The organism is Micromonospora sp. SYSU B005 (genome assembly GCF_055362685.1).
The window spans coordinates 190,618-217,187 of the sequence record NZ_JAXCFU010000005.1 but is presented as its reverse complement, the minus strand read 5'-3'; the positions used below and the strand labels follow the sequence as shown (position 1 = coordinate 217,187).

Genomic DNA, 26,570 nt, shown 5'->3' with positions numbered 1-26,570 from the left:
TGAGTCTGCGTCGAGGACAACCTATTCCCCGGCGGGCCCTTCGAGAAAAGCACCGGCCTCGATCGCCGCCCGCTGCGGGTCGCCGTCCCGGATCGCCTCGACCAGCCGCCCGTGGTCCACGTACCGCTCCGGGGTCAGCGCCTCGCCCATCGCCTGGGCCACCGTGCTGCGCAGCGCGGCGCCGACCGACGCGTACAGCTCGGCGAGCATGGCGTTGTGCGCGGCGGCCACCACGACCGTGTGCAGCGCGGCGTCCGCCTCGACGAACTCGTCCACCCGGCCGCCGCGCCACGCGGCCTCGCGGGCCGCGAGCGCGCCGTCGAGCGCCGCCAGGTCCTCGGGGGTACGCCTCAGCGCGGCGAGCCGGGCGGCCTCCACCTCGAACGCGCGCCGGACCTCGATCACCTCGGTCATCCGGTCGTCGGTGAGCCGGCGGGCCACCACCGGCGCCAGTTCGTCGGTCGACACCACGTAGGTGCCGGAGCCCTGCCGGCACTCCAGCACCCCGGCGTGCACGAGCGCCCGGACCGCCTCACGAACGGTGTTCCGCCCCACACCGAGCGCGGCGACCAGTTGCGGCTCGGTGGGGATGCGCCCGCCGACCGGCCACTCGCCGCCGAGGATCCGTTCCCGGAGCTGCTCGATCGTCTGCCGGACCCGGTGACCGCGCGGAGGCACGGCGACGGAATCCCGGGCGGGTGTCACCGGTTACACCTCGTGCCGAAATTCATCCCATGATTGTAGGTTCGAGGTCATGACTCCGCCACCTGCGCCCGCCGCGACAGTGCCCGCCCCGGGCGTCACCGCCGCGTCGGGCCGATCCCCGGCGGCCGGCCCGGTCCGGGGCGGTCTGCTCGTCCTGGCCGGGATGCTGCTCGTCGCGCTGAACCTGCGGGCCGCGGTGACCAGCCTCGGTGCCCTGCTCGACGAGATCCGGGTCGGGCTGGGGCTGTCCGGCGCGATGGCCGGCCTGGTCACCACACTGCCCACCATCGCGTTCGCCGGACTGGGCGCGCTCACCCCGTGGCTGGTCCGCCGCTGGGCCGCGCCCCGGGTGCTGGTGCTGGCCATGCTGGCGCTCACCGCCGGGCAGGTGCTGCGCGCGGTCACCGGCTCGGCTGCGGTCTTCGTGCTCACCAGCGCGCTCGCGCTCGCCGGCATCGCGGTGGCGAACATCCTGCTGCCGATGCTCGTCAAGCAGCACTTCCCGCACCGCACCGGACTGGTCACCGGGGCGTACACGATGGCCCTGACGGTGGGTACGACGGTGGCCGCTGCGGCAGCCGTGCCGGTGGCCCACGCGTTCGGTTCCTGGCGGGCCGGACTCGGCATCTGGGCCGGGCTGGCCGCGCTGGCCGTAGTCCCGTGGGTGCCGCTCGCGCTGCGGGCCCGCGCCGCGCGACGGAACGCGCCCCCGGCGGTGGCCGTCGCCACCCCGGCCCGGGTGCAGCCCGCCCGGACCCGGCTCGGCTGGGCCATGGCGGTGTACTTCGGGGCGCAGTCGCTCAGCGGGTACGCGATCATGGGCTGGCTGGCCCAGCTCTTCCGGGACGCCGGCTACCGGCCGGAGGCGGCCGGGCTGCTGCTCGCCGGCGTGACCGCGCTGGGCGTGCCGGTGGCGCTGATGATGCCGACGCTCGCCGGCCGGCTGGCCACGCTGCGTCCGCTGGTGCTGTCGCTGACCGTGTTCTCCGCCGCCGCGTACACCGGTCTGGCGCTCGCCCCGCACGGCCTGGCGCCGCTGTGGGTGCTGCTGCTGGCGCTCGGCCAGGGCGCGTTCCCGCTCATCCTGACCACGATCGGGCTGCGCGCCCGGACCGCCGAGGGCACCGTGGCGCTGTCCGCGTTCGCGCAGAGCACCGGGTACGTGATCGCGGCGCTCGGGCCGCTGCTGGTGGGCATCCTCTACGAGGCGACCGGCGGCTGGACCGCCCCGCTCGGTTTCCTGCTGGTGGCGCTGGCCGTGCAGACGGCGGCGGGCATGGTGATCGCTCGTCCCCGCTTCATCGAGGACGAGCGCTGAGCGGGATCGGTCAGGAGGAGGCCGGGGTGGGATCGCCCGCGACGGCCTGCTCGACCGTCGGGTACGTGTGCAGCACCTCGACCAGACCGCTGACCTCGAGGATGCGCAGCACGCCGCGCTGCGGTGCGGCCAGCCGGACCACGCCGCCGACCTCGTCACAGTTGTTCTTCGCCCGGACGAACACCGACAGGCCGGTGGAGTCGCAGAACGACACCTCGGCCAGGTCGAAGACGAGGCGGCTGCGCCCCTTGTCCAGCAGATCCGTGATCTGGTCCTGGAGCTGCGGTGCCGTGGCCATGTCCAGCTCGCCCGCGACCGACACGACGACCACGTCGCCGCGCTGTTCCGTGTGCACCGTCAAGGACATTCGTCGACCTCCTGTGTTCGGGGGAAACGGTATCCCACGATGGGCGCGCCGCGCAGAACGGGAGCGGTCACGGGTGCGGTCGATCATTCTTTGCTCCGCGACAAGTACCGCGTCAGCCTCCGGTGATAGAGTCCGCCCGTCCAAATCAGGGAGGTCAGCATGGCGTTGAGCGCCGAACAGGGTGGTCGGCTCGCCCACCTGCTCAGTCAGCACGCGGACCGGCTGACCAACCGCTGGACGGAGATCGTCGCGAGTTCGCTGCGCGGTCGCCTGAGCCGGGCCGAGCTGGCCCGGCAGGTCCAGGAACTGCACCGCGCGCTGATCGACGCCGGTCGCCAGGGCGTCTCCGACCTGGCCGGCGAGCACGGCGGTGAGCTGCGGGCGGTGCTGTCCGAGCTGTCCACCAACCGGGCCCGGCAGGGATTCTCCGCCACCGAGACCGCGATCAGCGTGTTTGCGTTCAAGGACGCCCTGCTGGAGCTGATGGAGGAGGAGAAGGGCGACGAGACCCTGCGCGACTTCGTCTCCATCTCCGCGCTCGTCGACCAGATGGGCCTGTTCACCTTCGAGACGTTCGTCCGCGCCCGGGAGAGCCTGATCGCCGACCAGGCGGAGCAACTGCTGGAGCTGTCCACCCCGGTGGTCAAGCTCTGGGAGGGCGTCGTCGCCGTCCCGCTGGTCGGGACGCTGGACTCGGCCCGCGCCCAGGTGGTGATGGAGCGGCTGCTGCAGACGCTCGTCGACACCGGCTCGCCGTACGCGATCATCGACATCACCGGCGTGCCGGCGGTCGACACGCAGGTCGCGCAGCACATCCTCAAGACCGTGGTGGCCGCCCGGCTGATGGGTGCCGACTGCATCATCTCCGGCATCCGCCCGCAGATCGCCCAGACGATCGTCGCCCTCGGCATCGAGTTCGGCGACATCGCCACCAAGGCGAGCCTCGCCGACGCGCTGCGCCACGTGCTGCGCCTGACCGGGGTCGAGACCACCGCTCGCCGCCCGCGGCGGGAGTCCTGATGGAACGGGTGCCGATCCTCAAGATCGGCGACATCCTGCTGGTCTCCATCCAGGTCGACATGTCCGACCAGACGGCGATCCAGTTGCAGGAGGACCTCGCCGAGCGGATCGTCGCCACCGGCTGCCACGGCGTGATCATCGACATCACGGCGCTGGACATCGTCGACTCCTTCGTCGGCCGGATGCTGTCCACCATCGCGTCCATCTCGAAGGTGCTGGACGCCGAGACGGTGGTGGTCGGCATGCGCCCGGCCGTCGCCATCACCCTGGTCGAGCTGGGGCTGTCGCTCAACGGCATCCGTACCGCGCTGAACGTCGAACGCGGCATGGAGCTGATCGCGGTCAGCCGCGCCGACGAGTGGGACCAGGCGGCCGACGACGAGGACACCGAGACGACGGCGACGGCATGACCACGGGCGTCGACCTGGGTGTGCCGGCGACCCAGGCGATCCGCAGCGACGAGGACGTGGTGCGGGTCCGGCAGTTGGTGCGTACCACAGCCGTCGCGGCCCGGCTCTCCCTGGTCGACCAGACGAAGCTCGTCACCGCCGCCAGCGAGCTGGCCCGCAACACGCTGATCTACGGCGGTGGGGGCAGCGCCGAGGTGAGCACCGTCTCCGACGGCCGCCGGCGCGGCGTGCGGATCGTCTTCGCCGACGAGGGACCGGGCATCCCCGACCTCGACCTGGCGCTCACCGACGGCTACACCACCGGCGGCGGGCTGGGCCTGGGACTGAGCGGCGCCCGCCGGCTCGTCGACGACTTCGACATCCGCACGGCTGTCGGCGAGGGGACGCGGATCACCGTCACCAAGTGGTCGCGATGATCGCCGACGTGGTACCCGACCACGGCATCTGGTTCCGGGTCGACACCGGCGCGACAGCCGGCAGCGTACGCCGGGCGGCCGAACGTCTCGGCCGGCAGCTCGAACTGAGCGCGCCGCGCGTCGCGGACCTGGCCATCGTCACCGCCGAGCTCACCAGCAACCTGGTCAAGCACGCCCGCGAGGGCACGCTCCTGATGCGCCCCGCGCGCCGGGACGGGCAGGCCGGGGTGGAGCTGGTGGCCATCGACTCCGGTCCCGGCATGGCCGACCTGACGCTCTCCTCCGTCGACGGCCACTCCACCGCCGGCACGCTCGGCATCGGGCTCGGCGCGATCACCCGGCAGTCGAGCCGGTTCGACGGCTACTCGACGCCCGGCCGGGGCACTGTCCTCGTCGTCCAGGTCTGGGACGCCGCACCGCCGGAGCCGGACTGGGCAGCCGGACTGGCCCGGCCGATCACCGGCGAGCAGACCAGCGGCGACGGGTACGCGGTCCGCCAGGTCGACGGCCGGCGGCAGGTGCTGGTCTCCGACGGGCTGGGCCACGGACCGCTCGCCGCCGCCGCCACAGGTGCCGCCGTGTCCGCGTTCCGCTCCGCGCCGGACGGTCCGCCGGACGTCGTGGTACGGCACCTGCACGCCGCCATGTCGCACACCCGGGGCGCGGCGCTCGCGGTGGCCGAGCCGGATCCGGCTGCCGGACTGCTCCGCTACGCCGGGCTCGGCAACATCGCCGCGATGATCGTCGCGCCGGGCGAGCGGCGCCGCGGCCTGGTCTCGCTGCCGGGCATCGCCGGGCACCAGCGTCCGGCGATCCGCGGGTACGACTACCCCTTCTCGCGCGACGCCACCCTGGTCATGCACAGTGACGGGGTGGTGGATCGCTGGGACCTGGACGACTATCCCGGGCTCGCCGGGCGCAACCCGCTGCTGGCCGCCGCGACGCTGCTGCGTGACGCCGGCGTCCGCCGCGACGACGCCTGCGTCCTGGTGGCCCGGGGGGCGGCATGACCGGACCCCTCCTGCACCTCGCGCTCCGGGTGGAGCAGGACATCTTCCTGGTCCGGCAGCGGGGCCGGGAGGTGGCCGCGGCGGTCGGGCTGGAACATCAGGACCAGGTCCGGATCGCCACCGCGCTGAGCGAGGTGGCCCGGGAACTGCTGCACGGGGCAGACGGCGCGGACGTCACGTTCGCCCTCGACCGCGACGCGGTGGGCCGCCCGGTCCTCCAGGTGGACCTGTCGCCGCTGCGTCCGCTCCCCGGTGGACGGTACGAGCCGCAGTCCGGCGCCGTCGCGCGTCTGGTGGACACGTTGCGGGTGGTGGCCGTCGATGGCGATACGGTCGTGAGGATGTCCCGACGAGTGCCCGACCACGCCGAGGAGCTGACGGCTGATCGCGCCGCCGAGCTTCGCGCCGAGCTGGCCGAGCGCGCGCCGGGTTCCGCGCTGGACGAGTTGGCCGCCCAGAACGCGCAGCTCATCGCCGCCCTCGACGAGGTACGCAGCCAGCGCGACGAGCTGGCGGTGCTCAACTCCGAACTCCAGGAGACCAACCGGGGCGTGATGGCGCTCTACAACCAGCTCACCGAGGAGCTGGAGGAGACCAACCGCGGCGTGGTGGCGCTCTACGCCGAGCTGGACGAGAAGTCCGCCCAGCTGCGGGCCGCCAGCGAGTCGAAGAGCCGGTTCCTGGCGAACGTCAGCCACGAACTGCGCGCCCCGGTCACCGCGATCATCGGCCTGGCCCGGCTGCTCGCCGACTCCGCCTCCGATCCGCTCACCGGTGAGCAGGCCCGCCAGGTGGGGCTGATCCGCTCCTCGGCGGGCGACCTGTTGGGGCTGGTCAACGAGCTGCTCGACCTGGCCAAGGCGGAGTCGGGCCGGATCGAGCCGGACTGGTCCGAAGTCGACCTGCGCGCCGTGTTCGGGCAGTTGCGCGGCACGCTGCGGGCGCTCGCCTCCCGCCCCGAGGTGGAGCTGGTGGTCGAGGAACCGCCGGCCCCGGCCACCGTGCGCTCGGACGAGGTGCTGCTCGCCCAGGTGCTGCGCAACCTGCTGCACAACGGGCTGAAGTTCACCGAGCGCGGCGAGGTACGCCTGCGCGCCGAGCGCCGCGGCGACCAGTGGACGCTGTCGGTCACCGACACCGGCGTGGGCATCCCACCGGAGCTGCACGAACGGGTCTTCGAGGAGTTCTACCAGGTGCCCGGCACGACCCGGGTCGGCGGCACCGGGCTCGGTCTGCCGTACGCGCGACGGCTGGTCACGCTGCTCGGCGGGACGCTGGTGCTGACCAGCGAAGCCGGCCGGGGCAGCACGTTCACAGTGGTCCTCCCCGTGGGCGGAGCGTGACGGTGGACGGCGGGCCGGTGACCGTGCTTGTGGTCGACGACAGCGGCCCCAAGCGATATCTGCTGGTCAACTGGCTGACCCGGGCCGGCTTCGTCACCGTCGAGGCGGAGAACGGCACGGCGGCGCTGGACCGGGTGGCCCGGGAACCCATCGACCTCGTGGTGCTCGACGTCCGGCTGCCCGACATGAGCGGCTTCGAGGTGTGCGAGCGGATCAAGGAGGCGTACCCGTCGATCCCGGTCATCCACGTCTCCGCGCACGCCGTCGACGTGGTGGACCGGGCGCAGGGCCTCACCCGCGGCGCGGACGCCTACCTGGCCGAGCCGATCGAGCCGGAGGAACTGGTCGCCACCGCCCACGCGGTGCTGCGCTACTACCAGGCCCGGCGCCGGGCCGAGCAGCTCGCCGAACGGCTCGCCGCGCTCGCCGACGCCACAGTCGAGATGCACGCGACACCGAACTTCGTCCGGCTGCTGGAGGCGGCCGCGAGCGGCGCGGCACGGATCTTCAACGCCCCCGCGGCGGTCGTCGCGGAGACGTTCGACGGGGACTGCCTGGCCGGAGTGGCGGTCGACCCGCACACGCCGGCCACCATCGTGCCGTGGGTGGTGGACGACACCGGAGTGCCGATCGGCACCCGGGTACGCGTCGACGAGCCGGCCAACTGGGCGCTGGCCGGCTGGCCGGACGGCGACACCGTGACGGTTGCCGCGTCCCGGCTGCGCGAGGACCGGGCCCCGCTCTACGTGGTGGTGCCGACCGCCACCCAGACCGTACGCACGCCGGTGCTGGTGCAGCTCGCCCAGGCGGTCGCCTCGGCGGTGGAGGCGCAGCGGTCCTTCGACGAGGAGCACCGGATCGCTGTGACGTTGCAGCGCAGCCTGCTGCCGCAGCGGCTGCCGGACGTGAACGGCCTGGACCTGGCCGTCCGGTACGAGCCGGCGAGCGCCCAGACCGAGGTGGGCGGCGACTTCTACGAGCTGGTGATGCTCGACGGGCACCTGCTGGTGGCGATCGGTGACGTGGCCGGGCACTCGCTGCACGCCGCCACCGTGATGGCCGAGCTGCGGCACGCGGTGCGGGCGTACGCGGTCGAGGGGCACCAGCCGGGCGTGATCCTGGACCGGGTCAACGAGCTGATGCGCACCCTGCTGCCGACCGAGCTGGCCACCATCTGCGTCCTGCTGCTCCACCCGCCGACCGGGCTGGTCCGGCTGGCCAGCGCCGGGCACCTGCCGGCACTGCTGAGCCGGGACGGGCGGGTCGAGTTCGTGACGCAGTCCGCGCCGCTGCTCGGCGTACGCGCGCCGCGCCCGCCCGACCTCGAGTTCGTGCTGCCCGCCGGGGCCACGCTCGTGCTCTACACCGACGGGCTGATCGAACGGCGGGACGCCACGATCGACGACGGCATGGCGGCGCTCGGCGTGGCCGCCACCCGGGTGGACGACGACCTGGACGAGTTCTGCCGGCGGCTGCTCGTCGAGCTGGCACCGCCGGAGATCCACGACGACGTGGCGGTGGTGGCGGTCCGCCGCCGCTGACCCGCATCGGCGCGGCCCGCCCCGCGTCACTGTCGCAGGGCGGCCAGCGAGCGGGCGTACGCCGCGGGTGACACCCCGGCGACGGCGGTGAACTCGCGGACCAGGTGGGCCTGGTCGGCGTACCCCAGATCGGCGGCGACCCGCGACCAGTCGAGCGGCCCGGCGGCGGCCTGTTCGATCGCCTCCTGGAGCCGGTAGCGGCGGATCACCCACTTCGGACCGACGCCGACGTGGTCCAGGAAGAGGCGCTGGAGCCGGCGGACGGAGACGGCCCGCCGCCGGGCGAAGTCGGTCACCCGCAGCACGGTCCGGTCGGCGCGGATCTCCTCGACCAGGGCGGTGGCCTCCGCGTTGAGCGGATCAGCGACCGGCGACCACGAGGTCAGCAGGGCGTCCAGGCTCGCGCAGCGCTCGTCGTCGGTGCCCGGGCAGACCGGCCCGTCCGGGATCGGTACGCGCCGGCCGGTCAGCTCGGCGACCGGGCGCCGCCAGAACGGCCGGAAACCGCCCGGGCGGAACTGGACGCCGGAGACCCGGCCGGCGCCGTGCAGCGTGACGGCGAACAGGCCGGTGTCGACGCCGGCGATCTCGCCCTGTTCGGGCGCGCCCTCCTGCGCCTGGAACACCACGTTCACGGCGGGGTGCGGCACCACCCGTTGCTCGAACGGCTCGTCCAGGTCCCAGTCGATCAGCCAGTAGTGCTCCACCCACTGGCGCAACGCCGGGGCGGCCATCCGGCGCCGGAACCGGACCTGCTGCCGAAGCCGGACGGGATCGAGGATGCCCCGGTTGTCACGCCGCGGTTCGTGTCGCATTTCTTCAAGACCGCCCTCATACGCTGCCACTATGAGCACGAAGACTAGTGAGCTGCTCGCCGTCGCGGCGCCGCGTACGGCGGCGGTGGTACGGGGCATTTCGGACGACCAGCTCGCCCTGCCCACGCCCTGCCCCGACTACACAGTGCGCGACCTGCTCAATCACCTGTTCGACGTGGTGGTCAACTTCCAGGCGCTGGCGCGTCGGGAGGAGGTCGACTGGTCCGGCAAGACCGATCATCTGACCGACGGATGGCGGGACCGGTTCGCGACCGAGACGATCCGGCTCACCGAGGCGTGGTCCGATCCGGCCACGCAGGAGGGCGTCTCGCCCGGCATGGGGTTGCCGCAGGAGACGGTCGGCTCGATGGCGCTGATCGACCTCACCGTTCACGGATGGGATCTGGCGCGGGCCACCGGCCAGGAGTTGACAGTGGACCCCGCGGTGGTTGCGGCGGGGCACGAGTTCATGGACCGGATGGGCGACACGGGCCAGAAGATGGGCGCGTTCGGCCCGCCGGTGCCCACCGACGCGGCACCGGACGGCATGGACGCGCTGCTCGGCCGGGCCGGACGTGATCCGGCCTGGACCCGCTGATCCGAACGGCCCGCGTTGTCCCGCGCGGGCCGTTCTTGACAGCGCTATTCACTCAGCGAATAGTAAGGGAGGTGTCCACTCAGCACGTCCTGCTCGGGCTGCTCGCCGCCGGGCCACGCCACGGCTACGAGCTGAAGCGCGCGCACGACGAGCGCCTGCCCCGGGCCCGGCCGCTCGCCTTCGGGCAGGTCTACGCGACGCTGGCCCGCCTGCACCGGGACGGCCTGGTCGTGCCGGCCGGCCAGGAACGCGACGGCGGTCCGGACCGGACCGCCTACGCGCTCACCGACGACGGGCGGGCGGCGCTCGACCACTGGCTGGGCACCGTCGAACCACCCATGCCGTACGTGGCGAGCACGCTGTTCGCCAAGGTGGTCGTCGCGCTCCTGGTGGCAGACGCCGCCCAGGCCCGCGGCTACCTGATCGCCCAGCGCCGGGCGCACACGCAGCGGCTGCGTGAGCTGACAGCGCTCAAGACCGCCCCCGGTGCCCGCCTCGACGAGGTGGTCGCCGCCGATTTCGCCGTCGCCCACCTCGACGCCGACCTCCGGTGGCTGCACACCACCCTGGACCGGGTCGTCGACTGGCACCGGGAGGTGCACTCGTGACGTTCCTGCAAGCGCGCGGCGTGGTCCGCGCGTACGGCCACACGCCCGCGCTGCGTGGCGTGACGCTCGACGTGGCCGAAGGCGAGATCCTCGCGGTCACCGGGCCGAGCGGATGCGGCAAGTCCACCTTGCTGCACTGCCTGGCCGGCATCCTGCGTCCCGACGCCGGTCAGGTCACCTGGCGCGGTGAACGGATCGACACGTGGCCGGAGGCGGCCCGCTCCCGGCTGCGCCGTACCGAATTCGGGGTGTTGTTCCAGTTCGGCCAGCTCGTCGCCGAGCTGACCGCGGCGGAGAACGTCGCCCTTCCGTTGTTGCTCGCCGGCACGGGGCGGCGAGCGGCACGGACGGCGGCACTCTCCTGGCTGGACCGGCTCGGTGTGGCCGACGTCGCCGACGTCCGGCCTGGCGAGATGTCCGGCGGGCAGCAGCAACGGTGCGCGCTGTCCCGCGCCCTGGTCACCGAACCACGGGTGATCTTCGCCGACGAACCGACCGGCGCGCTCGACACGCTGGCCGGTGAGCAGGTGCTCACCCAGATCGTCCGGCTGGCCCGCGAGCAGCGCACCACAGTCGTGCTGGTGACCCACGAGCCGCGCATCGCCGCGTACGCGGACCGGGAGGTGAGCCTGCGCGACGGCAGGGTCGACCACACCGGCCTCGGGCTCGACCCGGCGCTGCCGGGCGGATCACGGTGAGGCCGGGCACGCTGCTGCGGCTCGCGCTGGCCGGCACCCGCACCGACATCGCCCGGGTGGTGCTGACCGCGGTGAGCGCCGCGCTGGCGACGCTGGCCGGGCTGGCCGCGCTGACAGTGCTGGCGGTGGTGAAGCCGCCCGGCGATGCCTGGACGCAGTCCGACCAGTACACGAACGCCCTGCTGCGGGAACCCGGCCTGCGTCCCGGCGTCGCGTTCGCGGTGCTGCTGCTCTGCGTACCGGTGCTGGGACTGGCCGGGCAGTGCGCCCGCCTCGGTGCGCCCGGCCGGGACCGGCGGCTCGCCGCGTTCCGGCTGGCCGGCGCCACCCCCGGGCAGGTCACCCGGGTCGCGGTTGCCGAGACCGGCGTGGCGAGCCTGCTCGGTACCCTCGTCGGCCTGGCCGTCTTCCTGGCCGGGCGCCGGCTGCTGCACCGGCCCGACGCCGACGGGCGGCTGCCGCTGCCCACCGACGTGCGTCCGGCGCCGGTCGCCGTGGCCGCCGTGGTGCTCGGCCTGCCGCTGGTGGCCGCGCTGGTCAGCGCGCTGCTGCTGCGGCGGGTCACCACCACCCCGTTCGGCGTCGTACGCCGGGTCCGCACCCGGGCGCCTTGGCCGTGGCCGGGCGTGCTCGTCCTCGCCGCGCTGGCGATGTTCGCCGCGATCCGCCCGCTCCTGCTCTGGTACGAACGGCGTGGCGCGGTGGCCCCCGACTGGCTGGTGCCGACACTGCTCGTCGTCGGCGGGCTGACCGCGATGATCGGCGTGGTGTCGGGCACCGGCTGGATCTCGTACCACACCGGCCGGCTGCTGCACCGGCACGGACGCGGCCCGGCCGCACTGCTGGCCGCCCGCCGGCTGGCCGCCGACCCGTGGGCCGGCAGCCGCACGTTCGCCGCGCTGCTGGCCGCGCTGATCTTCGGCGCCGGTGCCGCGGGACTGCGTGCCGACTTCCAGGCCGAGGCCGAGGTGACCCGCCGCACCGGCTCCGGACTTGCCGACCCGGGCTTCTACCTCGGCGCGATGGACCTGGTCGACCTCGCGGTCGTGGTGGCGATCGCGATCGCCGGCGGCGGGCTGCTCGTGGCGGTGGTCGAGGGGATCACCAGCCGGCGGCGGGCGTACGCGGCGCAGGTGGCGACCGGCGTGCCACGGGCCACCATCGGCCGGTCGCTGCTCTGGGCCGCGCTCGCCCCCGCCGTACCCGCGATCGGGCTCGCGCTGACGGTCGGCTACCTGCTGGTCCGGGGCGTCATGCCGGCACCGAGCAACGGCGGCTTCACGCGGACGATCTGCGACGCCGGCACGGAACTGTGCGGCGACCCGGCCACCGCGGCGCGGTACACCCGTACCGAATGGGTGCCGAAGACGACTGTTCCGCCGGACGTACCGTGGGATCAACTGGCCTGGCTCGCGGCGGGCGGGCTGGCGGCGGTGCTGTGCACGGTCGTGGCTGGCCTGCTGTTCCTGCGCACCGCGACCTCGGTGGAGGAACTGCGCGCGGGCTGAGCGGTCAGCGGCCGAGCAGGCCGGCGGAGCCGGCGACGGTCAAGCCGATCACCGTCGAACAGCAGCAGACCACGAGCGCGGCGGCGACCACCACGAGAAGCAGCCAGGCCGGCGCCCGCCGGCCTGGCTGATCCTCGTCGCTCATCCGGTCCGGAACGGGTCAGGCCCGGCCGACGCGGTCGAGGATCCAGGCGTTGACGAACGCCTCCTCACGCCACGAGTCGTATCGGCCGCTCGGACCGCCGTGACCCGCGCCCATCTCGGTCTTGAGCAGGTAGTCGCCGGCCGGCGCGAACGACCGCAGCCGGGCGATCCACTTGGCCGGCTCGTGGTAGAGCACGCGGGTGTCGTTGAGGCTGGTCACCGCCAGGATCGCCGGGTATTCGACGGTGGTCACGTTCTCGTACGGCGTGTACGACTTCATGTACGCGTAGACCTCGGGGTCGTCGAGCGGGTTGCCCCACTCCTCCCACTCGGTCACGGTCAGCGGCAGCGACGGGTCGAGGATCGAGGTGAGCGCGTCCACGAACGGCACCTGCGCGACGATGCCGGTGAACGCGTCCGGGGCGAGGTTCGCCACCGCGCCCATCAGCAGGCCGCCGGCCGAGGCGCCCCGGGCGACCAGCCTGTCGCTCGCCGTCCAGCCCGCCTTGACCAGGTGCCGGGCGCAGGCCACGAAGTCGGTGAACGTGTTCTTCTTGGCCAGCAGCTTGCCCTCGTCGTACCAGCGCCGGCCCAGCTCACCGCCGCCCCGGATGTGCGCCACCGCGAAGATCACGCCGCGGTCGAGCAGGCTCAGCCGGGCGATCGAGAACCACGGGTCCATGCTCGCCTCGTACGAGCCGTAGCCGTAGATGACGGCGGGCGCCGAACCGTCGCGCGGCGTGTCGCGGCGGCAGACGAGCGAGATCGGTACGCGGGTGCCGTCGTCGGCGAGCGCCCAGTCCCGGTGCTGCTCGTAGTCGGCCGGGTCGTACGCCCGCCCGTCCGGCCCGGGAAGGACCGGCTTCTGCCGGCGCAGCGTCAGCTCACGGGTCACCAGGTCGTAGTCGTAGACCGAGTCGGGGGTGACGAGCGAGGTGTAGCGCAGCCGTACCTCGTTCGTGCGGTACTCCGGGTTCGCGTCCAGCCCCACGCTGTAGATCGGCTCGGGGAAGTCGATGTCCCAGCTGTCGTCGCTGCCCACCGGCAGCACCCGCAGGCCGGTCAGCCCGTTGGTGCGCAGCGACACCACGAGGTGGTTCTCGAACGCGTCGACCGCCTCCAGCCGGGTGCCGGGCGTGTGCGGGATCAGCGGCTCCCACTCGCCCGGCGCGTCCGCCGAGGTGTACGCCAGCGCGAAGTCCTCCGCGCCGTCGTTGTGCAGGATCAGGAAGCGGTGGCCGTGGTGCTCCACCGCGTACTCGATGCCCTGACGCCGCGGGGCCACGACGGCGGGCGCACCGGTCGGGTTGGACGCCGGGATCACCCACACCTCGCTGGTGATCTTGCTGTGGATGTCGATGACCACGAAGCGCTCGGAGCGGGTCAGCTCGACGCCGACCCAGAACCGCTCGTCGTCCTCCTGGTGGACCACCGCGTCCTCGGTGGACGACGTGCCGACGGTGTGCCGCCAGACCCGGTTCGGCCGCCACGCCTCGTCCACCGTCACGTAGAACAGCGTGGACGCGTCACTGGACCAGGCCGTGCCGTAGAACGTGTCAGGCACCTCGTCCGGCAGCGACTCACCGGTGGTCAGGTCCTTGATCCGCAGCGTGAAGCGCTCGTCGCCGGAGAAGTCGGTGGAGTAGGCCAGCCAGCGCCCGTCCGGGCTGACGTCGAACGCCCCGAGGGAGAAGAAGTCGTGCCCCTCGGCGAGCTGGTTGCCGTCGAGCAGCACCTCCTCGCCGTCGAGCGGGGCGCCGTCCACGCTGACCGGGGGCGCCGTCTCGCCCGCCCGCACCGCGCGGCGGCAGTGCACGCCGTACTGCTGCCCCTCGACCGTTCGGGTGTAGTACCAGTAGCCGTCCTTGCGCGTCGGCACCGACAGGTCGGTCTCCTGGGTGCGCCGGCGCGTCTCCTCGAACAGCTCCGCGCGCAGCCCGGCCAGGTGGGCGGTGCGCGCCTCGGTGTACGCGTTCTCGGCGTCCAGGTACGCGATCGTGTCCGGGTCGTCCTTGACGGCGAGCCAGGCGTACTCGTCGATCACGGTGTCACCGTGGTGGACGCGCTCGGACGGGACGCGCTTGGCGACGGGCGGTGGGGTTTCGGTCACGGCGCCACGTTACCGGTCGCCGGGCCGCCGCCGGGCTTGCCCGCCGACCGAATCCCACGACTCGCCGCCAGGGTTTTCGAACATGTGTACGATAACCGCCATGGCGGATGCGGCACGTTCCACCCCCCGGCTCGGAGCCCTCGACATCACCCGGAAGCTGGCCGCGATCTGCGGCGACCCGTTCGCCCGCTTCGCCGGCCCGGCCGACGAGGTGGCCGGCCGTACCGCCCGATGGGTGGCAGTGCCGGGCGGCCCGCACGCCGCGGCGGAGGTGTTGCGGCTGGCCGCCGCGTACGACCTGACAGTGGTGCCCCGCGGCGCCGGCACGAAGATCGACTGGGGTGCCGCGCCGGAGCAGGTGGACATCATGCTCGACACCGGCCGCCTCGCCGGGGTCTGGCACGAGCCGCGTGACGCGGCGGTGGCCGAGATCGGCGCCGGTACGCCGCTGCGCGCGGTCCAGGCCACGCTGGCGCGCACCAACCGGCGGCTGCCCGTCGACGCGCCCTCGCCGGGCGCGACGCTCGGCGGGGTGCTCGCCGCCGACGAGTCCGGTCCGCTGCGGCACCGGCACGGCAGCCCGTGCGCCCAGCTCGTCGGGGTGCGCTACCTCGACGCCGACGGCGAGTTGGTCAGCGTCGGCGAGTCCGGCACGGAGGCGCTCGGCCGGGCCGCCCCGGGCAGCGGCGCCGGCCGGCCGGGTGGCGGGGACGCGATCCTCGGCCGGGGCGAGGTGCTCGGGCTCGACGTGGCCCGGCTGCTCTGCGGCTCGCAGGGCGGGCTCGGCGTGCTCGTCTCGGCCACCATGCGGGTGCACGCCGTGCCGGCCGGGCGGCTCTGGGTGTCCCGTCCGGTGTGGACGCCGCTGGAGGTGCACGACCTGGTCCGGGCCGTCCTGGCCGCCGACGTCGACCCGGCCGCCGTCGAACTGGACCTGCCGGTGCCGGTGCCGCTGCCTCGGCGTCGCATCCCGGCCACGCACCCGTCGGTGGTCAACCGCCCCGACCACCCGGCCGTGACCGGGCGACCGGCGGCGGGCAGCCTGGTGGTGCTGCTGGAGGGCGGCCCGGCCGACGTGACCGAGCGGGCCGGGCGGCTCACCGCCGTCCTCGGCTCAGAGGCGATGGTCGGTCACCACCCGCCGGAATGGTGGGGGCGTTACCCGTTCGCGCCCGGCGACACGGCGCTGCGCATCGAGGTGCCGATAGGCGACCTGCACGCCGCCGTCTACGCGTTGCGCGACGCCACCGGCGGCCCGGTGCCGGTACGCGGCTCGGCCGGCTCGGGCACCGTGCACGCCGCACTGTCCGGCGCGCTGCCGCCCGAGCGGGTCGCCTCGATCCTCACCGCCGTCCGCAGCGTGCTGATCGCCCGGCGGGGCCGGTGCGTGGTGGTGGCCGCGCCGGCGGCGGTACGCCGTGCCGTGGACCTCTGGGGCGAGTTGCCCGCGTTGCCGCGCCTGCGCAGCGCCAAGGCCCACCTGGACCCGCACCACCGCCTGGCTCCCGGCCGCCTCCCCGGCGGCCTCTGACCGCCTCGCCCTCCCCGGCACCAGCCGGCCCGCGCGCCGAAGTGGGTTGACCATGAAGTTGACGGGGAGGAAACGGGCGAATCGAGCGGCCAAGTTCATGATCGACGGGGCGCGTGTCCGGACGCGGGCCCGCCCCGCGCGGGGTGGGAGAGCTAGGGGGTGTCGTTTCGGAGGACGAGGATGGCTATGTCGTCGCGTGGGGGCTCGACCGAGAACGCGATGGTGGCGGCGCGCAGCCGGGCGGCCACCACGTCGGCCGAGTACCCGGCCAGCGGCGCCGCCGACTCGCGCAGCCGGTCGGTGCCGAACAGCTCGCGTCCGCGCCGCCGCTCGGTGACCCCGTCGGTGTAGAAGATCAGCGCGTCCCCGGGCTTGAGCGTCAGCTCGGCGGTCGGTGTGGTGATCGCGTCGAGCAGGCCCAGCGCCGTACCGCCGACGCCGACGAACGTCGCCCCTCCACCGCCGTGCAGCAGCACCGGGCGGTCGTGGCCGGCCAGGTGCAGCGAGACGTCGAGCTGGCCGCCGTCGCCGGGTGCGACAGCCGCCAGCGCCAGCGTGCAGTAGCGTCCGCCGCCGCGCTCCACGAGCGTCTCGTTGAGCCGGCCGAGCACCTCGGGCAGCGGTTTGCCGTCACCGACGAGCACCCGGATCACGTCCCGGACCAGGCCGGTCACGGCGGCGGCCTGCACGCCCTTGCCTGATACGTCGCCGACCACCACGAGCCAGCGGCCGTCCGGCAGCGGAAGCACGTCGTAGAAGTCGCCGCCGACCTCCGCGTCGTCGCCGGTCGGGACGTACTCGGCGGCGAAGCCGATGCCCTCGACCACCGGCAGCACCGGCGGCAGCAGCGACTGCTGGAGCGTCTGGGCGACCCGGCGGCGCTCGGCGTGGATGCGGGCGTTCTCGATGGCGAGGGCGGCGCGGCGGGCCACGTCCTCCAGCACCGACACCTCGTCCGGGTCGTGCCGGTGCCGCTGGTGGCGGCCCACGGCGAGGGTGCCGAGCCGCTGGCCGCGGGCGATAAGCGGTACGGCGAAACCCTCCATCGGTCCGCCGAGCGGCACCTGGGCGGCGTTGCGGGACGCCTCGCGCAGCCGGGACTGGATCGAGTCCGGGCCGGTCTCCTGGAGGATCCGGTGCAGCTGCGGCAGCATCGCCTCGTCGGCGTGGCTGGACGCGGCGAGGCGCAGCCGGCCCCACTCGTCGGTGGTGTGCACGGCGCACCACTGGCCGAGCCGGGGCACCACGAGCTGCGGGACGAGTGCCATGGTCAGCTCGACGTCGAGCGACTGGGCGAGCAGTTCGCTGGCCTCGGCCAGGAACGTCAGCCAGGTGGACCGGCGTACGTCGGCGCGGCGCAGCCGGTCGTTCTCCAGGTGCAGCGACAGCCGCTCGGCGGCCAGCACGGCGAGTGGCCGCGCGTACGCCGAGGGCGCCGCGTCCAGCTCCAGCTCACCGGCGTACGGGCGGTGCACGGCCAGCGGTACGCGCAGCAGCTCGCTGCCGTCGCGTGGCGGCCGGCCGTACCTGGCGAAGACCTGGGTGCCGAGTCCGTCGCCCCGGTCCAGCCGTACCGTGCCACCGGCGGCGCCCACCATCTCGCCGACCCGGGTCAGCAGTCCGGTGGCGAACTCGGGCAGCGGCTCGTCGGCGTACGCGTCGGGGGTGAGCTGCATCAACTCGCTCATGGCCGCGGCGCTCGGCGTACCGTCGCCGTTTCGGTCCGGTTCGGCGACGCGCAGTGGGCCGGCCGACGGCCGGGCGGACCCACCCGGGCCGGGCCGGTCGAGGCGGAACCAGACGCCCTTGCCGGTGGGCAGGTACGTGGTGCCCCACCGGCTGGAGAAGTGGTCGACGAGCAGCAGGCCGCGCCCCCGGGCGGCGACCTCGGTGATGTCGGACGTGGTGTTGCGCACGCCCACGATCAGCTCGTCGACCGGGCCGGAGGCGAAGTCGGTGACTGTCACGGTGAGGCCGTTGTGGTCGGTGTCGACCTCGATGTCCAGTTCGGTACGCGCGTGCTCGACGGCGTTCGTGGTCAGCTCGGTGGTGAGCAGCAGCGCCTCGTTCAGCAGTTCGGGCAGCCGCGCTTCGAGCAGCATGGTGCGGACCAGTGCGCGGGCCGCCGCCGGCGTGCGGCGGTCGGCGGGGAGGCGGACCCGGCGGACGCGCTCGTCCGCGCCCCCGCTAGCAGGCCCTGCCTCCGCTGACACCTTCGTATCCTCCACCGCCTCCACCCCGGGTGCCAAGCGTCCCGGTGAACCCACCACCCGGGTCGATACCGCACGTGACGCGCGATCACACGCGGTGACCTCGACGGATCGCGCGGCACAATGATGGGATGGCCCGTGTGACCGCACGAGCCCGAGCGGAGCGAGGAACGATGGCCACGGTGAATCAGTCGGTGACCGCTGACCCGTCCGCGTCCGACCACGAGGCGCTCCTCGGCGAACTGGTCGAGGCGTTGCGTCGGGTGGGGCGCGGCGATCTGCGGGTGCGCCTGCCCCGGCGGGCGGGTCTGCCCGGTGAGGTCGCCGACGCCTTCAACGACGTGGTGTCGTTGCAGGAGCGGCAGCACCTGGACCTGCGGCGGATCAGCCGGATCGTCGGCCGTGACGGCCGGCTCACCGAGCGCCTGGACGACGAGGGCCTGGACGGCTCGTGGGCGGAGGGGCAGCGGGCGGTCAACTCGCTCATCGACGACCTGGGCCGGCCGACCACCGAGATCGCCCGGGTCATCGTGGCGGTGGCCGACGGCGACCTGTCCCAGCACATGGCGCTGGAGATCGACGGTCGCCCGCTCCGCGGTGAGTATCTGCGCATCGGCCGGACCGTGAACACGATGGTGGACCAGCTCTCGTCGTTCGCCGACGAGGTGACGCGTGTGGCCCGCGAGGTGGGCACCGAGGGCAAGCTGGGCGGCCAGGCCGACGTGCGCGGGGTGGCCGGCACCTGGAAGGACCTCACCGACTCGGTGAACACCATGGCGTCGAACCTCACCGGGCAGGTCCGGTCGATCTCCCAGGTGGCGACGGCTGTGGCGAAGGGCGACCTGTCGCAGAAGATCACGGTCGGGGCGCGCGGCGAGGTGGCCGAGCTGGCCGACACGATGAACTCGCTCACCGACACGCTGCGGCTGTTCGCCGAGCAGGTGACCCGGGTGGCCCGCGAGGTGGGCACCGAGGGCAAGCTGGGCGGCCAGGCCGAGGTGCCGGGCGTGGCCGGCACCTGGAAGGACCTGACCGACAACGTCAACTCGATGGCGTCGAACCTGACCGCGCAGGTGCGCAACATCGCCCAGGTGTCGACGGCGGTGGCGAAGGGTGACCTGTCGCAGAAGATCACGGTGGCGGCCCAGGGCGAGATCCTGGAGCTGAAGGACACCGTGAACACGATGGTGGACCAGCTGTCGTCGTTCGCCGACGAGGTCACGCGGGTGGCCCGCGAGGTGGGCATCGAGGGCAAGCTGGGCGGCCAGGCGCAGGTACGAGGCGTCTCCGGCACGTGGCGCGACCTCACCGAGAACGTCAACCAGCTCGCCGGCAACCTGACCAGCCAGGTCCGCAACATCTCCCAGGTCTCCACGGCGGTGGCGAAGGGCGACCTGGGTCAGAAGATCACTGTGGACGCGCAGGGCGAGATCCTGGAGCTGAAGAACACCGTCAACACGATGGTGGACCAGCTCTCCTCGTTCGCCGACGAGGTGACGCGTGTGGCCCGTGAGGTGGGTACCGAGGGCAAGCTGGGTGGTCAGGCCCAGGTCAAGGGCGTCTCGGGTACGTGGCGGGACCTGACCGACAACGTGAACTCGATGGCGTCCAACCTGACCAGCCAGGTGCGGAACATCGCCTCGGTCACCACCGCGGTGGCGAAGGGTGACCTGTCGCAGAAGATCACAGTGGACGCGCGGGGCGAGATCTTGGAGCTGAAGTCCACTGTCAACACGATGGTGGATCAGCTCTCGTCGTTCGCCGACGAGGTGACCCGGGTGGCGCGCGAGGTGGGTACCGAGGGCAAGCTGGGTGGTCAGGCGCAGGTGCGCGGCGTCGCCGGCACCTGGCGCGACCTGACCGACAACGTGAACTCGATGGCGTCGAACCTGACCGCGCAGGTGCGCAACATCGCCCAGGTGTCGACGGCTGTCGCCAAGGGTGACCTGTCGCAGAAGATCACAGTGGACGCGCAGGGCGAGATCCTGGAGCTGAAGTCCACTGTCAACACGATGGTGGACCAGCTCTCGTCGTTCGCCGACGAGGTCACGCGCGTGGCGCGTGAGGTGGGTACCGAGGGCAAGCTGGGTGGTCAGGCCCAGGTCAAGGGCGTCTCCGGTACGTGGCGTGACCTGACCGACAACGTGAACTCGATGGCCTCGAACCTGACCAGCCAGGTGCGGAACATCGCCTCGGTCACCACGGCGGTGGCGAACGGCGACCTGGGTCAGAAGATCACTGTGGACGCGCAGGGCGAGATCCTGGAGCTGAAGAACACCGTCAACACGATGGTGGACCAGCTCTCCTCGTTCGCCGACGAGGTCACGCGCGTGGCGCGTGAGGTGGGTACCGAGGGCAAGCTGGGTGGTCAGGCCCAGGTCAAGGGCGTGTCCGGTACGTGGCGCGACCTCACCGAGAACGTCAACCAGCTCGCCTCCACCCTGACCACGCAGTTGCGCGCCATCGCGCAGGTCTCCACGTCGGTGACCCGCGGCGACCTGACCCAGCGGATCAACGTGAAGGCGCAGGGCGAGGTCGCCGAGCTGAAGGACAACATCAACCAGATGATCGTCACCCTCCGGGAGACGACCAAGAAGAACGCCGAGCAGGGCTGGCTCGACTCGAACCTGGCCCGGATCGGCGGTCTGCTCCAGGGCCAGCGCGACCTGGGCGAGGTCTGCCGCATGATCATGCAGGAGGTGACCCCGCTGGTGGACGCGCAACTCGGCGCGTTCTTCCTGACGGACAGCTCCGAGGGCAGCATGCGGCTGCGGCTCACCGCCTCCTACGGGTACGTGGCACGCGGCCACGACGTCACGTTCGGCCCGGGTGAGGGGCTGGTCGGGCAGGCCGCCCTGTCGCGCCGGACGATCCGGGTCAAGGCGCAGCCGGACGGGCGCCTCGTCGTACGGTCCGGGCTGGCCGACACGCCCCCGGCCGACCTGGTGGTGCTGCCGGTCCAGTTCGAGGGCGAGCTGCTCGGCGTGATCGAGTTCGCCGGCGTGGCCACGTTCTCCGAGCTGCACCTGGCGTTCCTGGAGCGGCTGGTGCTCACCATCGGCGTCGCTGTCAACACCATCCAGGCCAACCGGCGTACGGAGGAGCTGCTGGCGCAGTCGCAGCGGCTGGCGCACGAGATGCAGGACCAGTCGGCCGAGTTGCAGCGCACCAACGCCGAGCTGGAGGACAAGGCGAAGCTGCTGTCCGAGCAGAAGGCCAACATCGAGACGCAGAACCGGGAGATCGAGCTGGCCCGCCTCGGCCTGGAGGAGAAGGCGCAGCAGCTCACCCGCGCGTCGGCGTACAAGTCGGAGTTCCTGGCGAACATGAGCCACGAGCTGCGTACGCCGCTGAACTCGCTGCTCCTGCTGGCCCGGCTGCTGGCCGAGAACCCGGAGCGCAACCTCAGCGCGAAGCAGATCGAGTTCGCCCGGACCATCCACGGAGCCGGGTCGGACCTGCTGTCGCTGATCGACGACATCCTCGACCTGTCCAAGATCGAGGCGGGCCGGATGGACGTGGAGCCCACCGAGATCCAGTTCGCCGAGATCCGCGGCTACGTCGAGCAGGCGTTCGCGCCGCAGGCCGAGGAGAAGGGCCTGGACTTCCAGGTGCGGGTGAGCCGCGACCTGCCGCCCGCGCTGGTCACCGACGCCCAGCGGTTGCAGCAGATCCTGCGCAACCTGCTGTCGAACGCGGTGAAGTTCACCGACAACGGCGCGGTGACGCTGCGGATCGGCCCGGCGGCCGAGAACGCCGTCTTCGACGTGCCGGCGCTGACCAACGCGCAGCGGGTGATCGCGTTCACCGTGATAGACACCGGGATCGGGATCTCCGACGACAAGCTCTCGCTGATCTTCGAGGCGTTCCAGCAGGCGGACGGCACCACCAGCCGCCGCTACGGCGGCACCGGGCTCGGCCTGTCCATCAGCCGTGACCTGGCCCGCCTGCTCGGCGGCACGATCACCGTCTCGTCCGCGCCCGGTCAGGGTTCGACGTTCACCCTCTTCGTACCCGATGTGCTGGCGCCGGACGCGGTGGTGGCGCCGGCGCCGCCGTCGCCGAGCCGCGCGGGCCTGCCGTCGTCGCTGCTCATGCCGATGGAGCTGCCGCAGCCGCAGGAGACGCCCGCCACCCGGCGCCTGGACGGCGTGACCGTGCTGATCATCGACGACGACGTACGGAACGTGTTCGCGCTGACGTCCGCGTTGGAACTGCACGGGATGACCGTGTTGTACTCGGACAACGGGGCGGACGGTGTCCGCCAGCTCGCCGAGCACCCGGAGGTGGACATCGTCCTGATGGACGCCATGATGCCGGACCAGGACGGGTACGAGACGACAGCGCAGATCCGCCGCAACCACCGGTTCGCGGACCTGCCGATCGTCTTCCTGACCGCGAAGGCGATGCCCGGCGACCGGGAGTCGGCGCTCGGCGCCGGCGGCAGCGACTACATCACCAAGCCGGTGGACCTGGACGAGCTGATCGAACTGATGGCGTCCTGGATCGGCCGGAGCCGAGGCGAGGAGAACGCGTGACGCAGACGGCCAAGGCCCTGCTGGTGGACGACCGGCGGGAGAACCTGATGGCGCTGGAGGCGATCCTCCAGGGCCTCCCGGTGCAGTCGGTCGCGGTGGAGAGCGGCGAGGCGGCGCTCAAGCAGCTCCTGGTGGACGACTTCGCGGTGATCCTGCTGGACGCCCAGATGCCGGACATGGACGGGTTCGAGACCGCCACCCACATCAAGCGGCGCGAGCGCACCCGGCACGTACCGATCATCTTCCTGACCGCCGCGGACAAGGACGCGCAGCTCGCGCTGCGCGGCTACGCGGCCGGCGCGGTCGACTACCTGACCAAGCCGTTCGACCCGTGGGTGCTGCGCGCCAAGGTGACGGTCTTCGTCGACCTGTGGGTGAAGACGCGGCAGCTCGCCGCCCAGTCGGATCTGGTGCGGGAACGGGATCTCCAGTGGCGGCACCTGACCGACGCGGTGGACGAGGCGACGGCGCTGCTGCGTGCCGACGACGACCCGTCCACCCGGGAACGCGCGGTGGAGCTGCTGGAGCAGGCGCGCTGGGGCAACACCCGCTGACGGTTCAGCCGCCGGCCGGGCCGCCGTGCCCGGTCGCGGCCCGCCGGGCCCGCCAGCGGTCGCCGAGCGATTCCAGTTCCTCCTGTACGAAGAGGAAGAAGTCGCGCATCTCGGCGACCCGCTCACCGGCCGGTGTGTTTCGCCCGTGCAGCGCGTCGACCCCGCCGGCGGCGATGTCGATGAAGTTCTTGTAGATCGTGGTCTTGGTGATGGTCGCCTCGTACCACGGGTTGTCGGGCATCCGGTAGCGGTCGCTCCGGGAGCCCTTGACCGGCTCGCGGACCAGCATGGCGAACTGGGTCAGGTAGCGCACCGCGCCGCTCACCGCCGCCGCGCTGACGCCGAGCCGGCCGGCGATCTCGCCCGCGGTGAGCGGGTCGTCGGCGCTCATCACTGTGAACAGGACCCGGGCGGCCATCCGGGGGAAGCCCACGTCGGCGAAGGCCATCGCCATCCGCTCGACGAAGAGGTGGACCTCTTCCTCGTCGTGCTGGGGCGGCACGTTCATGGTCGGCTCCTCGACACTCACCCCGCGACCCTACAGTCTTCACAAGTTTGTGAAACAAGCGTAGCTTCTGAAGTATGGAAACGGCAATCGATGTGTCCGGCCTGGTGAAGACCTTCGGCCGCACCCGGGCCCTCGACGGGCTCGACCTGACCGTTCGCGCCGGAGAGGTGCACGGCTTCCTGGGCCCGAACGGCTCCGGCAAGTCGACCACCATCCGGGTGCTGCTCGGCCTGCTGCGGGCGGACGCGGGGGCCGTCCGACTGCTGGGCGGCGACCCGTGGCGGGACGCGGTGGCGCTGCACCGCCGCCTCGCGTACGTGCCCGGCGACGTCACGCTCTGGCCCCACCTCAGCGGCGGCGAGGTGATCGACCTGCTCGGCCGGCTGCGCGGCGGGCTCGACCCGAGACGCCGCGCCGAACTGCTGGAGTCGTTCGAGCTGGACCCGCGCAAGAAGGGCCGCACCTACTCCAAGGGCAACCGGCAGAAGGTCGGCCTGGTCGCCGCGCTCGCCTCCGACGTCGAACTGCTCATCCTCGACGAGCCGACCTCCGGGCTCGACCCGCTGATGGAGGAGGTCTTCCAGCACTGGGTCCGCCGGGCCCGGCAGGACGGGCGCACCGTGCTGCTGTCCAGCCACATCCTCGCCGAGGTGGAGGCGCTCTGCGACCGGGTGACGATCATCCGGGCCGGCCGGACCGTCGAGTCCGGCACGCTCGGCGACCTGCGCCACCTCCACCGCACCGCGATCGACGCCGAGGTCACCGCGCCGCTGGACGGCCTGGCCGACCTGCCGGGTGTGCACGACCTGCGGGTGGACGGGCAGCGGGTCCGCTTCGACGTGGACACCGCGTCGCTCGACGCCGCGCTGCGCCGGCTCACCGAGCTGGGCGTACGCAGCCTGGTCAGCACGCCGCCCACGCTTGAGGAACTGTTCCTGCGGCACTACGAGGCCGCGTCCCCCGCGTCGGCGCCCTCCTCCGGCGTGGCGCGTTCCGAGACGGCGGACCGGTCATGAGCACGCTCACCGGCACCCGTCACCTGGTCCGGCTGATCATGCGCCGGGACCGCCTCCTGCTGCCGCTGTGGGTGCTCGTGCTCGCGGTACTGCCGATCACGTACGCGGCCAGCTTCTTCGAACTGTTCCCGACCGCCGCGGAGCGGGCCGCGTACCTGGAGGGCACCGCCCGCAACCCGTCGATCGTCGCGCTGCTCGGCCCGGCGTACGGCGACAGCGTCGGCGCGCTCACCGCCCAGCGCAGCGGCTTCCTGCTGCTCATCGTCGCGCTGGCGAGCCTGCTCACGGTCATCCGGCACACCCGCACCGAGGAGGAAGCCGGGCGGCGGGAACTGCTCGGCGGCAGCGTGCTCGGACGGCACGCCGGACTGACCGCCGCGCTGCTCGTCACGTACGGCGCCGACCTGGTGCTCGGGCTGCTCACCGCCGCCGGGCTCGTCTCGACCGGGCTGCCGGTCGGCGGCTCGGTCGCGTACGGGCTGGTCACCGTGCTGACCGGCGCTGTCTTCGCGACGCTCGGCGGGCTGGCCGCCCAGCTCACCGAGACCGCGGGCGGGGCGCGGGGCGTCGGCCTCGCCGGTCTCGGCGCCGCGTTCGGGCTGCGCCTGGCCGGGGACACCGCCGGCAACGACTGGCCGAGCTGGCTGTCCCCGCTGGGCTGGGGCGCCCGCGTCCGGCCGTACGAGGGGGAGCGGTGGTGGGTGCTGCTGCTGCCGCTGGCCGCGACGGTGCTGCTCGCCGCGCTCGCGTACCCGATCTCGGTCCGCCGCGACCTGGGCGCGGGCGTGCTGCCGCCCCGGCTCGGCCCGGCCGGCGCGGGCGGCGCGTTGTCCGGGCCGTTCGGGCTGGCCTGGCGGCTGCACCGGGGGCAGATCCTCTGGTGGTCGGTCGGGTTCGGCCTGCTCGGGCTGATCCTCGGTGGCGCCGCGGAGGCGGCCGGCCGGTCCGTCGAGGGGAGTCCGCGGATGGAGGAGATCGTGGCCCGGCTCGGCGGGGCGTCCGGGATGGCCGACGCGTACCTGGGGGTCACGCTGAGCCTGGCCGGGCTCGCCGCCGCCGGGTACGGCATCCAGGCCGCGCTGCGGATGCGCGCCGAGGAGGCCGCCGGGCACGCGGAACCGGTGCTCGCCACCGGGACGAGGCGCTCGACCTGGCTGCTGTCGCACGTGGCGTTCGCGCTGCTCGGCCCGGTGGTGGTGCTCGCGGTGACCGGGCTCGCGACCGGCCTGACGTACGGGCTGAGCACCGGTGACGTGCCCCGCCAGCTGGGCCGGATGCTCGCCGCAGGCCTGGCCCAGGTGCCGGCGGCGTGGGTGCTGGCCGGGCTCGCCGTGCTGCTCTACGGCCTGCTGCCCCGGCTCGCGTCCGCCGCATGGGTGGTGCTGGCGGTCTGCGTGCTGCTCGGGCAGCTCGGCGCGGTGCTGGAGCTGGACCAGTGGCTGCTGGACGTGTCCCCGTTCACGCACACTCCGCAGGTGCTGCGCGCCACGTGGACCGCAACCCCCCTCTACGTGCTGACGGCGTTGGCGATGACCCTGGCCACAGTCGGCCTGCTGACGTTCCGCCGCCGCGACATCCCCGTCCTCTAGCGCCGTTGATCTT

The 26,570-nt window shown here is 72.9% G+C and carries 23 protein-coding genes; 16 read left to right on the top strand and 7 right to left on the bottom strand.

The genetic code is table 11. The annotated features are described in order from the left end of the window. Positions 1-21: 21 nt before the first annotated feature. On the bottom strand, positions 22-705 hold the full coding sequence (locus SM452_RS14665; protein WP_463840091.1) for a FadR/GntR family transcriptional regulator: 684 nt from the start codon (positions 703-705) through the stop codon (positions 22-24). 49 nt (positions 706-754) lie between these two features. Between SM452_RS14665 and SM452_RS14660 the strand changes: the two genes are divergently transcribed. Continuing rightward, a complete protein-coding gene (locus tag SM452_RS14660) occupies positions 755-2,023 on the top strand; it encodes an MFS transporter (protein WP_262015625.1) in 1,269 nt (422 codons plus the stop codon). Positions 2,024-2,033: 10 nt separating this feature from the next. Here the strand turns inward: SM452_RS14660 and SM452_RS14655 are convergent, their stop codons facing one another. Further along, entirely contained in the window at positions 2,034-2,390 is a 357-nt protein-coding gene (locus SM452_RS14655) for an STAS domain-containing protein (protein ID WP_135242831.1), read from the bottom strand. 159 nt (positions 2,391-2,549) lie between these two features. Here SM452_RS14655 and SM452_RS14650 point away from each other — a divergent pair, with 159 nt between their 5' ends. From SM452_RS14650 to SM452_RS14625, 6 genes are read left to right on the top strand one after another with little or no spacing between them, the layout of a single operon-like run. Further along, entirely contained in the window at positions 2,550-3,410 is an 861-nt protein-coding gene (locus tag SM452_RS14650; protein ID WP_262015624.1) for an STAS domain-containing protein, read from the top strand. Next, entirely contained in the window at positions 3,410-3,820 is a 411-nt protein-coding gene (locus tag SM452_RS14645; RefSeq protein ID WP_262015623.1) for an STAS domain-containing protein, read from the top strand. Before SM452_RS14650 ends, SM452_RS14645 begins: the two co-directional genes overlap by 1 nt. Beyond that, a complete protein-coding gene (locus tag SM452_RS14640; protein WP_252451931.1) occupies positions 3,817-4,236 on the top strand; it encodes an ATP-binding protein in 420 nt (139 codons plus the stop codon). The genes SM452_RS14645 and SM452_RS14640 overlap by 4 nt, the downstream gene beginning before the upstream one ends. Then, complete coding sequence (locus SM452_RS14635; RefSeq protein ID WP_463840150.1) at positions 4,233-5,246, top strand: SpoIIE family protein phosphatase; 1,014 nt, start codon at positions 4,233-4,235, stop codon at positions 5,244-5,246. The genes SM452_RS14640 and SM452_RS14635 overlap by 4 nt, the downstream gene beginning before the upstream one ends. Beyond that, entirely contained in the window at positions 5,243-6,589 is a 1,347-nt protein-coding gene (locus SM452_RS14630) for a sensor histidine kinase (protein WP_463840090.1), read from the top strand. The genes SM452_RS14635 and SM452_RS14630 overlap by 4 nt, the downstream gene beginning before the upstream one ends. Positions 6,590-6,591: 2 nt before the next feature. Continuing rightward, positions 6,592-8,130, top strand: coding sequence for a SpoIIE family protein phosphatase (locus SM452_RS14625; protein ID WP_355511382.1), 1,539 nt, complete (start codon positions 6,592-6,594; stop codon positions 8,128-8,130). Between the two features lie 26 nt (positions 8,131-8,156). Here SM452_RS14625 and SM452_RS14620 read toward each other — a convergent pair whose 3' ends face one another. Continuing rightward, positions 8,157-8,945, bottom strand: a complete 789-nt coding sequence (locus SM452_RS14620; protein ID WP_262015620.1) for a helix-turn-helix domain-containing protein — start codon at positions 8,943-8,945, stop codon at positions 8,157-8,159. Between the two features lie 31 nt (positions 8,946-8,976). Here SM452_RS14620 and SM452_RS14615 point away from each other — a divergent pair, with 31 nt between their 5' ends. From SM452_RS14615 to SM452_RS14600, 4 genes are all read left to right on the top strand, one after another. Beyond that, the gene (locus SM452_RS14615) at positions 8,977-9,543 is read left to right on the top strand and encodes a TIGR03086 family metal-binding protein (RefSeq protein ID WP_262015619.1); all 567 of its coding nucleotides are present in this window, start codon (positions 8,977-8,979) and stop codon (positions 9,541-9,543) included. Between the two features lie 71 nt (positions 9,544-9,614). Next, positions 9,615-10,151, top strand: a complete 537-nt coding sequence (locus SM452_RS14610; protein ID WP_262015618.1) for a PadR family transcriptional regulator — start codon at positions 9,615-9,617, stop codon at positions 10,149-10,151. Then, positions 10,148-10,849 carry an ABC transporter ATP-binding protein gene (locus tag SM452_RS14605; RefSeq protein WP_262015617.1) on the top strand — a complete coding sequence of 234 codons (702 nt, stop codon included), beginning with the start codon at positions 10,148-10,150 and terminating at the stop codon, positions 10,847-10,849. Before SM452_RS14610 ends, SM452_RS14605 begins: the two co-directional genes overlap by 4 nt. Then, a complete protein-coding gene (locus tag SM452_RS14600) occupies positions 10,846-12,357 on the top strand; it encodes an FtsX-like permease family protein (protein WP_262015616.1) in 1,512 nt (503 codons plus the stop codon). The genes SM452_RS14605 and SM452_RS14600 overlap by 4 nt, the downstream gene beginning before the upstream one ends. A gap of 4 nt (positions 12,358-12,361) precedes the next feature. Here SM452_RS14600 and SM452_RS14595 read toward each other — a convergent pair whose 3' ends face one another. Together SM452_RS14595 and SM452_RS14590 are read right to left on the bottom strand one after the other, a co-directional pair. Beyond that, positions 12,362-12,502, bottom strand: a complete 141-nt coding sequence (locus tag SM452_RS14595) for a hypothetical protein (RefSeq protein WP_355511352.1) — start codon at positions 12,500-12,502, stop codon at positions 12,362-12,364. 15 nt (positions 12,503-12,517) lie between these two features. Next, positions 12,518-14,611 carry a S9 family peptidase gene (locus SM452_RS14590; RefSeq protein WP_463840089.1) on the bottom strand — a complete coding sequence of 698 codons (2,094 nt, stop codon included), beginning with the start codon at positions 14,609-14,611 and terminating at the stop codon, positions 12,518-12,520. 100 nt (positions 14,612-14,711) lie between these two features. On the opposite strand from SM452_RS14590, the gene SM452_RS14585 reads away from it, so the two are divergent. Next, the gene (locus SM452_RS14585) at positions 14,712-16,142 is read left to right on the top strand and encodes an FAD-binding oxidoreductase (RefSeq protein ID WP_463840088.1); all 1,431 of its coding nucleotides are present in this window, start codon (positions 14,712-14,714) and stop codon (positions 16,140-16,142) included. Positions 16,143-16,294: 152 nt separating this feature from the next. On the opposite strand, the gene SM452_RS14580 is transcribed toward SM452_RS14585, so the two are convergent. Continuing rightward, positions 16,295-18,355, bottom strand: a complete 2,061-nt coding sequence (locus SM452_RS14580; protein WP_262015611.1) for a SpoIIE family protein phosphatase — start codon at positions 18,353-18,355, stop codon at positions 16,295-16,297. Positions 18,356-18,525: 170 nt separating this feature from the next. Between SM452_RS14580 and SM452_RS14575 the strand changes: the two genes are divergently transcribed. Beyond that, positions 18,526-22,890, top strand: a complete 4,365-nt coding sequence (locus tag SM452_RS14575; RefSeq protein ID WP_463840087.1) for a HAMP domain-containing protein — start codon at positions 18,526-18,528, stop codon at positions 22,888-22,890. Further along, positions 22,887-23,444, top strand: a complete 558-nt coding sequence (locus SM452_RS14570; protein ID WP_013283536.1) for a response regulator — start codon at positions 22,887-22,889, stop codon at positions 23,442-23,444. The genes SM452_RS14575 and SM452_RS14570 overlap by 4 nt, the downstream gene beginning before the upstream one ends. A 4-nt stretch (positions 23,445-23,448) precedes the next feature. On the opposite strand, the gene SM452_RS14565 is transcribed toward SM452_RS14570, so the two are convergent. Further along, positions 23,449-23,973 carry a GbsR/MarR family transcriptional regulator gene (locus SM452_RS14565; RefSeq protein ID WP_262015609.1) on the bottom strand — a complete coding sequence of 175 codons (525 nt, stop codon included), beginning with the start codon at positions 23,971-23,973 and terminating at the stop codon, positions 23,449-23,451. A gap of 53 nt (positions 23,974-24,026) precedes the next feature. Here SM452_RS14565 and SM452_RS14560 point away from each other — a divergent pair, with 53 nt between their 5' ends. Both SM452_RS14560 and SM452_RS14555 read left to right on the top strand, forming a co-directional pair. After that, a complete protein-coding gene (locus tag SM452_RS14560; protein WP_354867702.1) occupies positions 24,027-24,968 on the top strand; it encodes an ABC transporter ATP-binding protein in 942 nt (313 codons plus the stop codon). Beyond that, positions 24,965-26,557 (top strand): ABC transporter permease, encoded by a 1,593-nt coding sequence (locus tag SM452_RS14555; RefSeq protein WP_463840086.1) that lies wholly within the window; start codon positions 24,965-24,967, stop codon positions 26,555-26,557. The genes SM452_RS14560 and SM452_RS14555 overlap by 4 nt, the downstream gene beginning before the upstream one ends. The last annotated feature ends 13 nt before the right edge of the window (positions 26,558-26,570 follow it).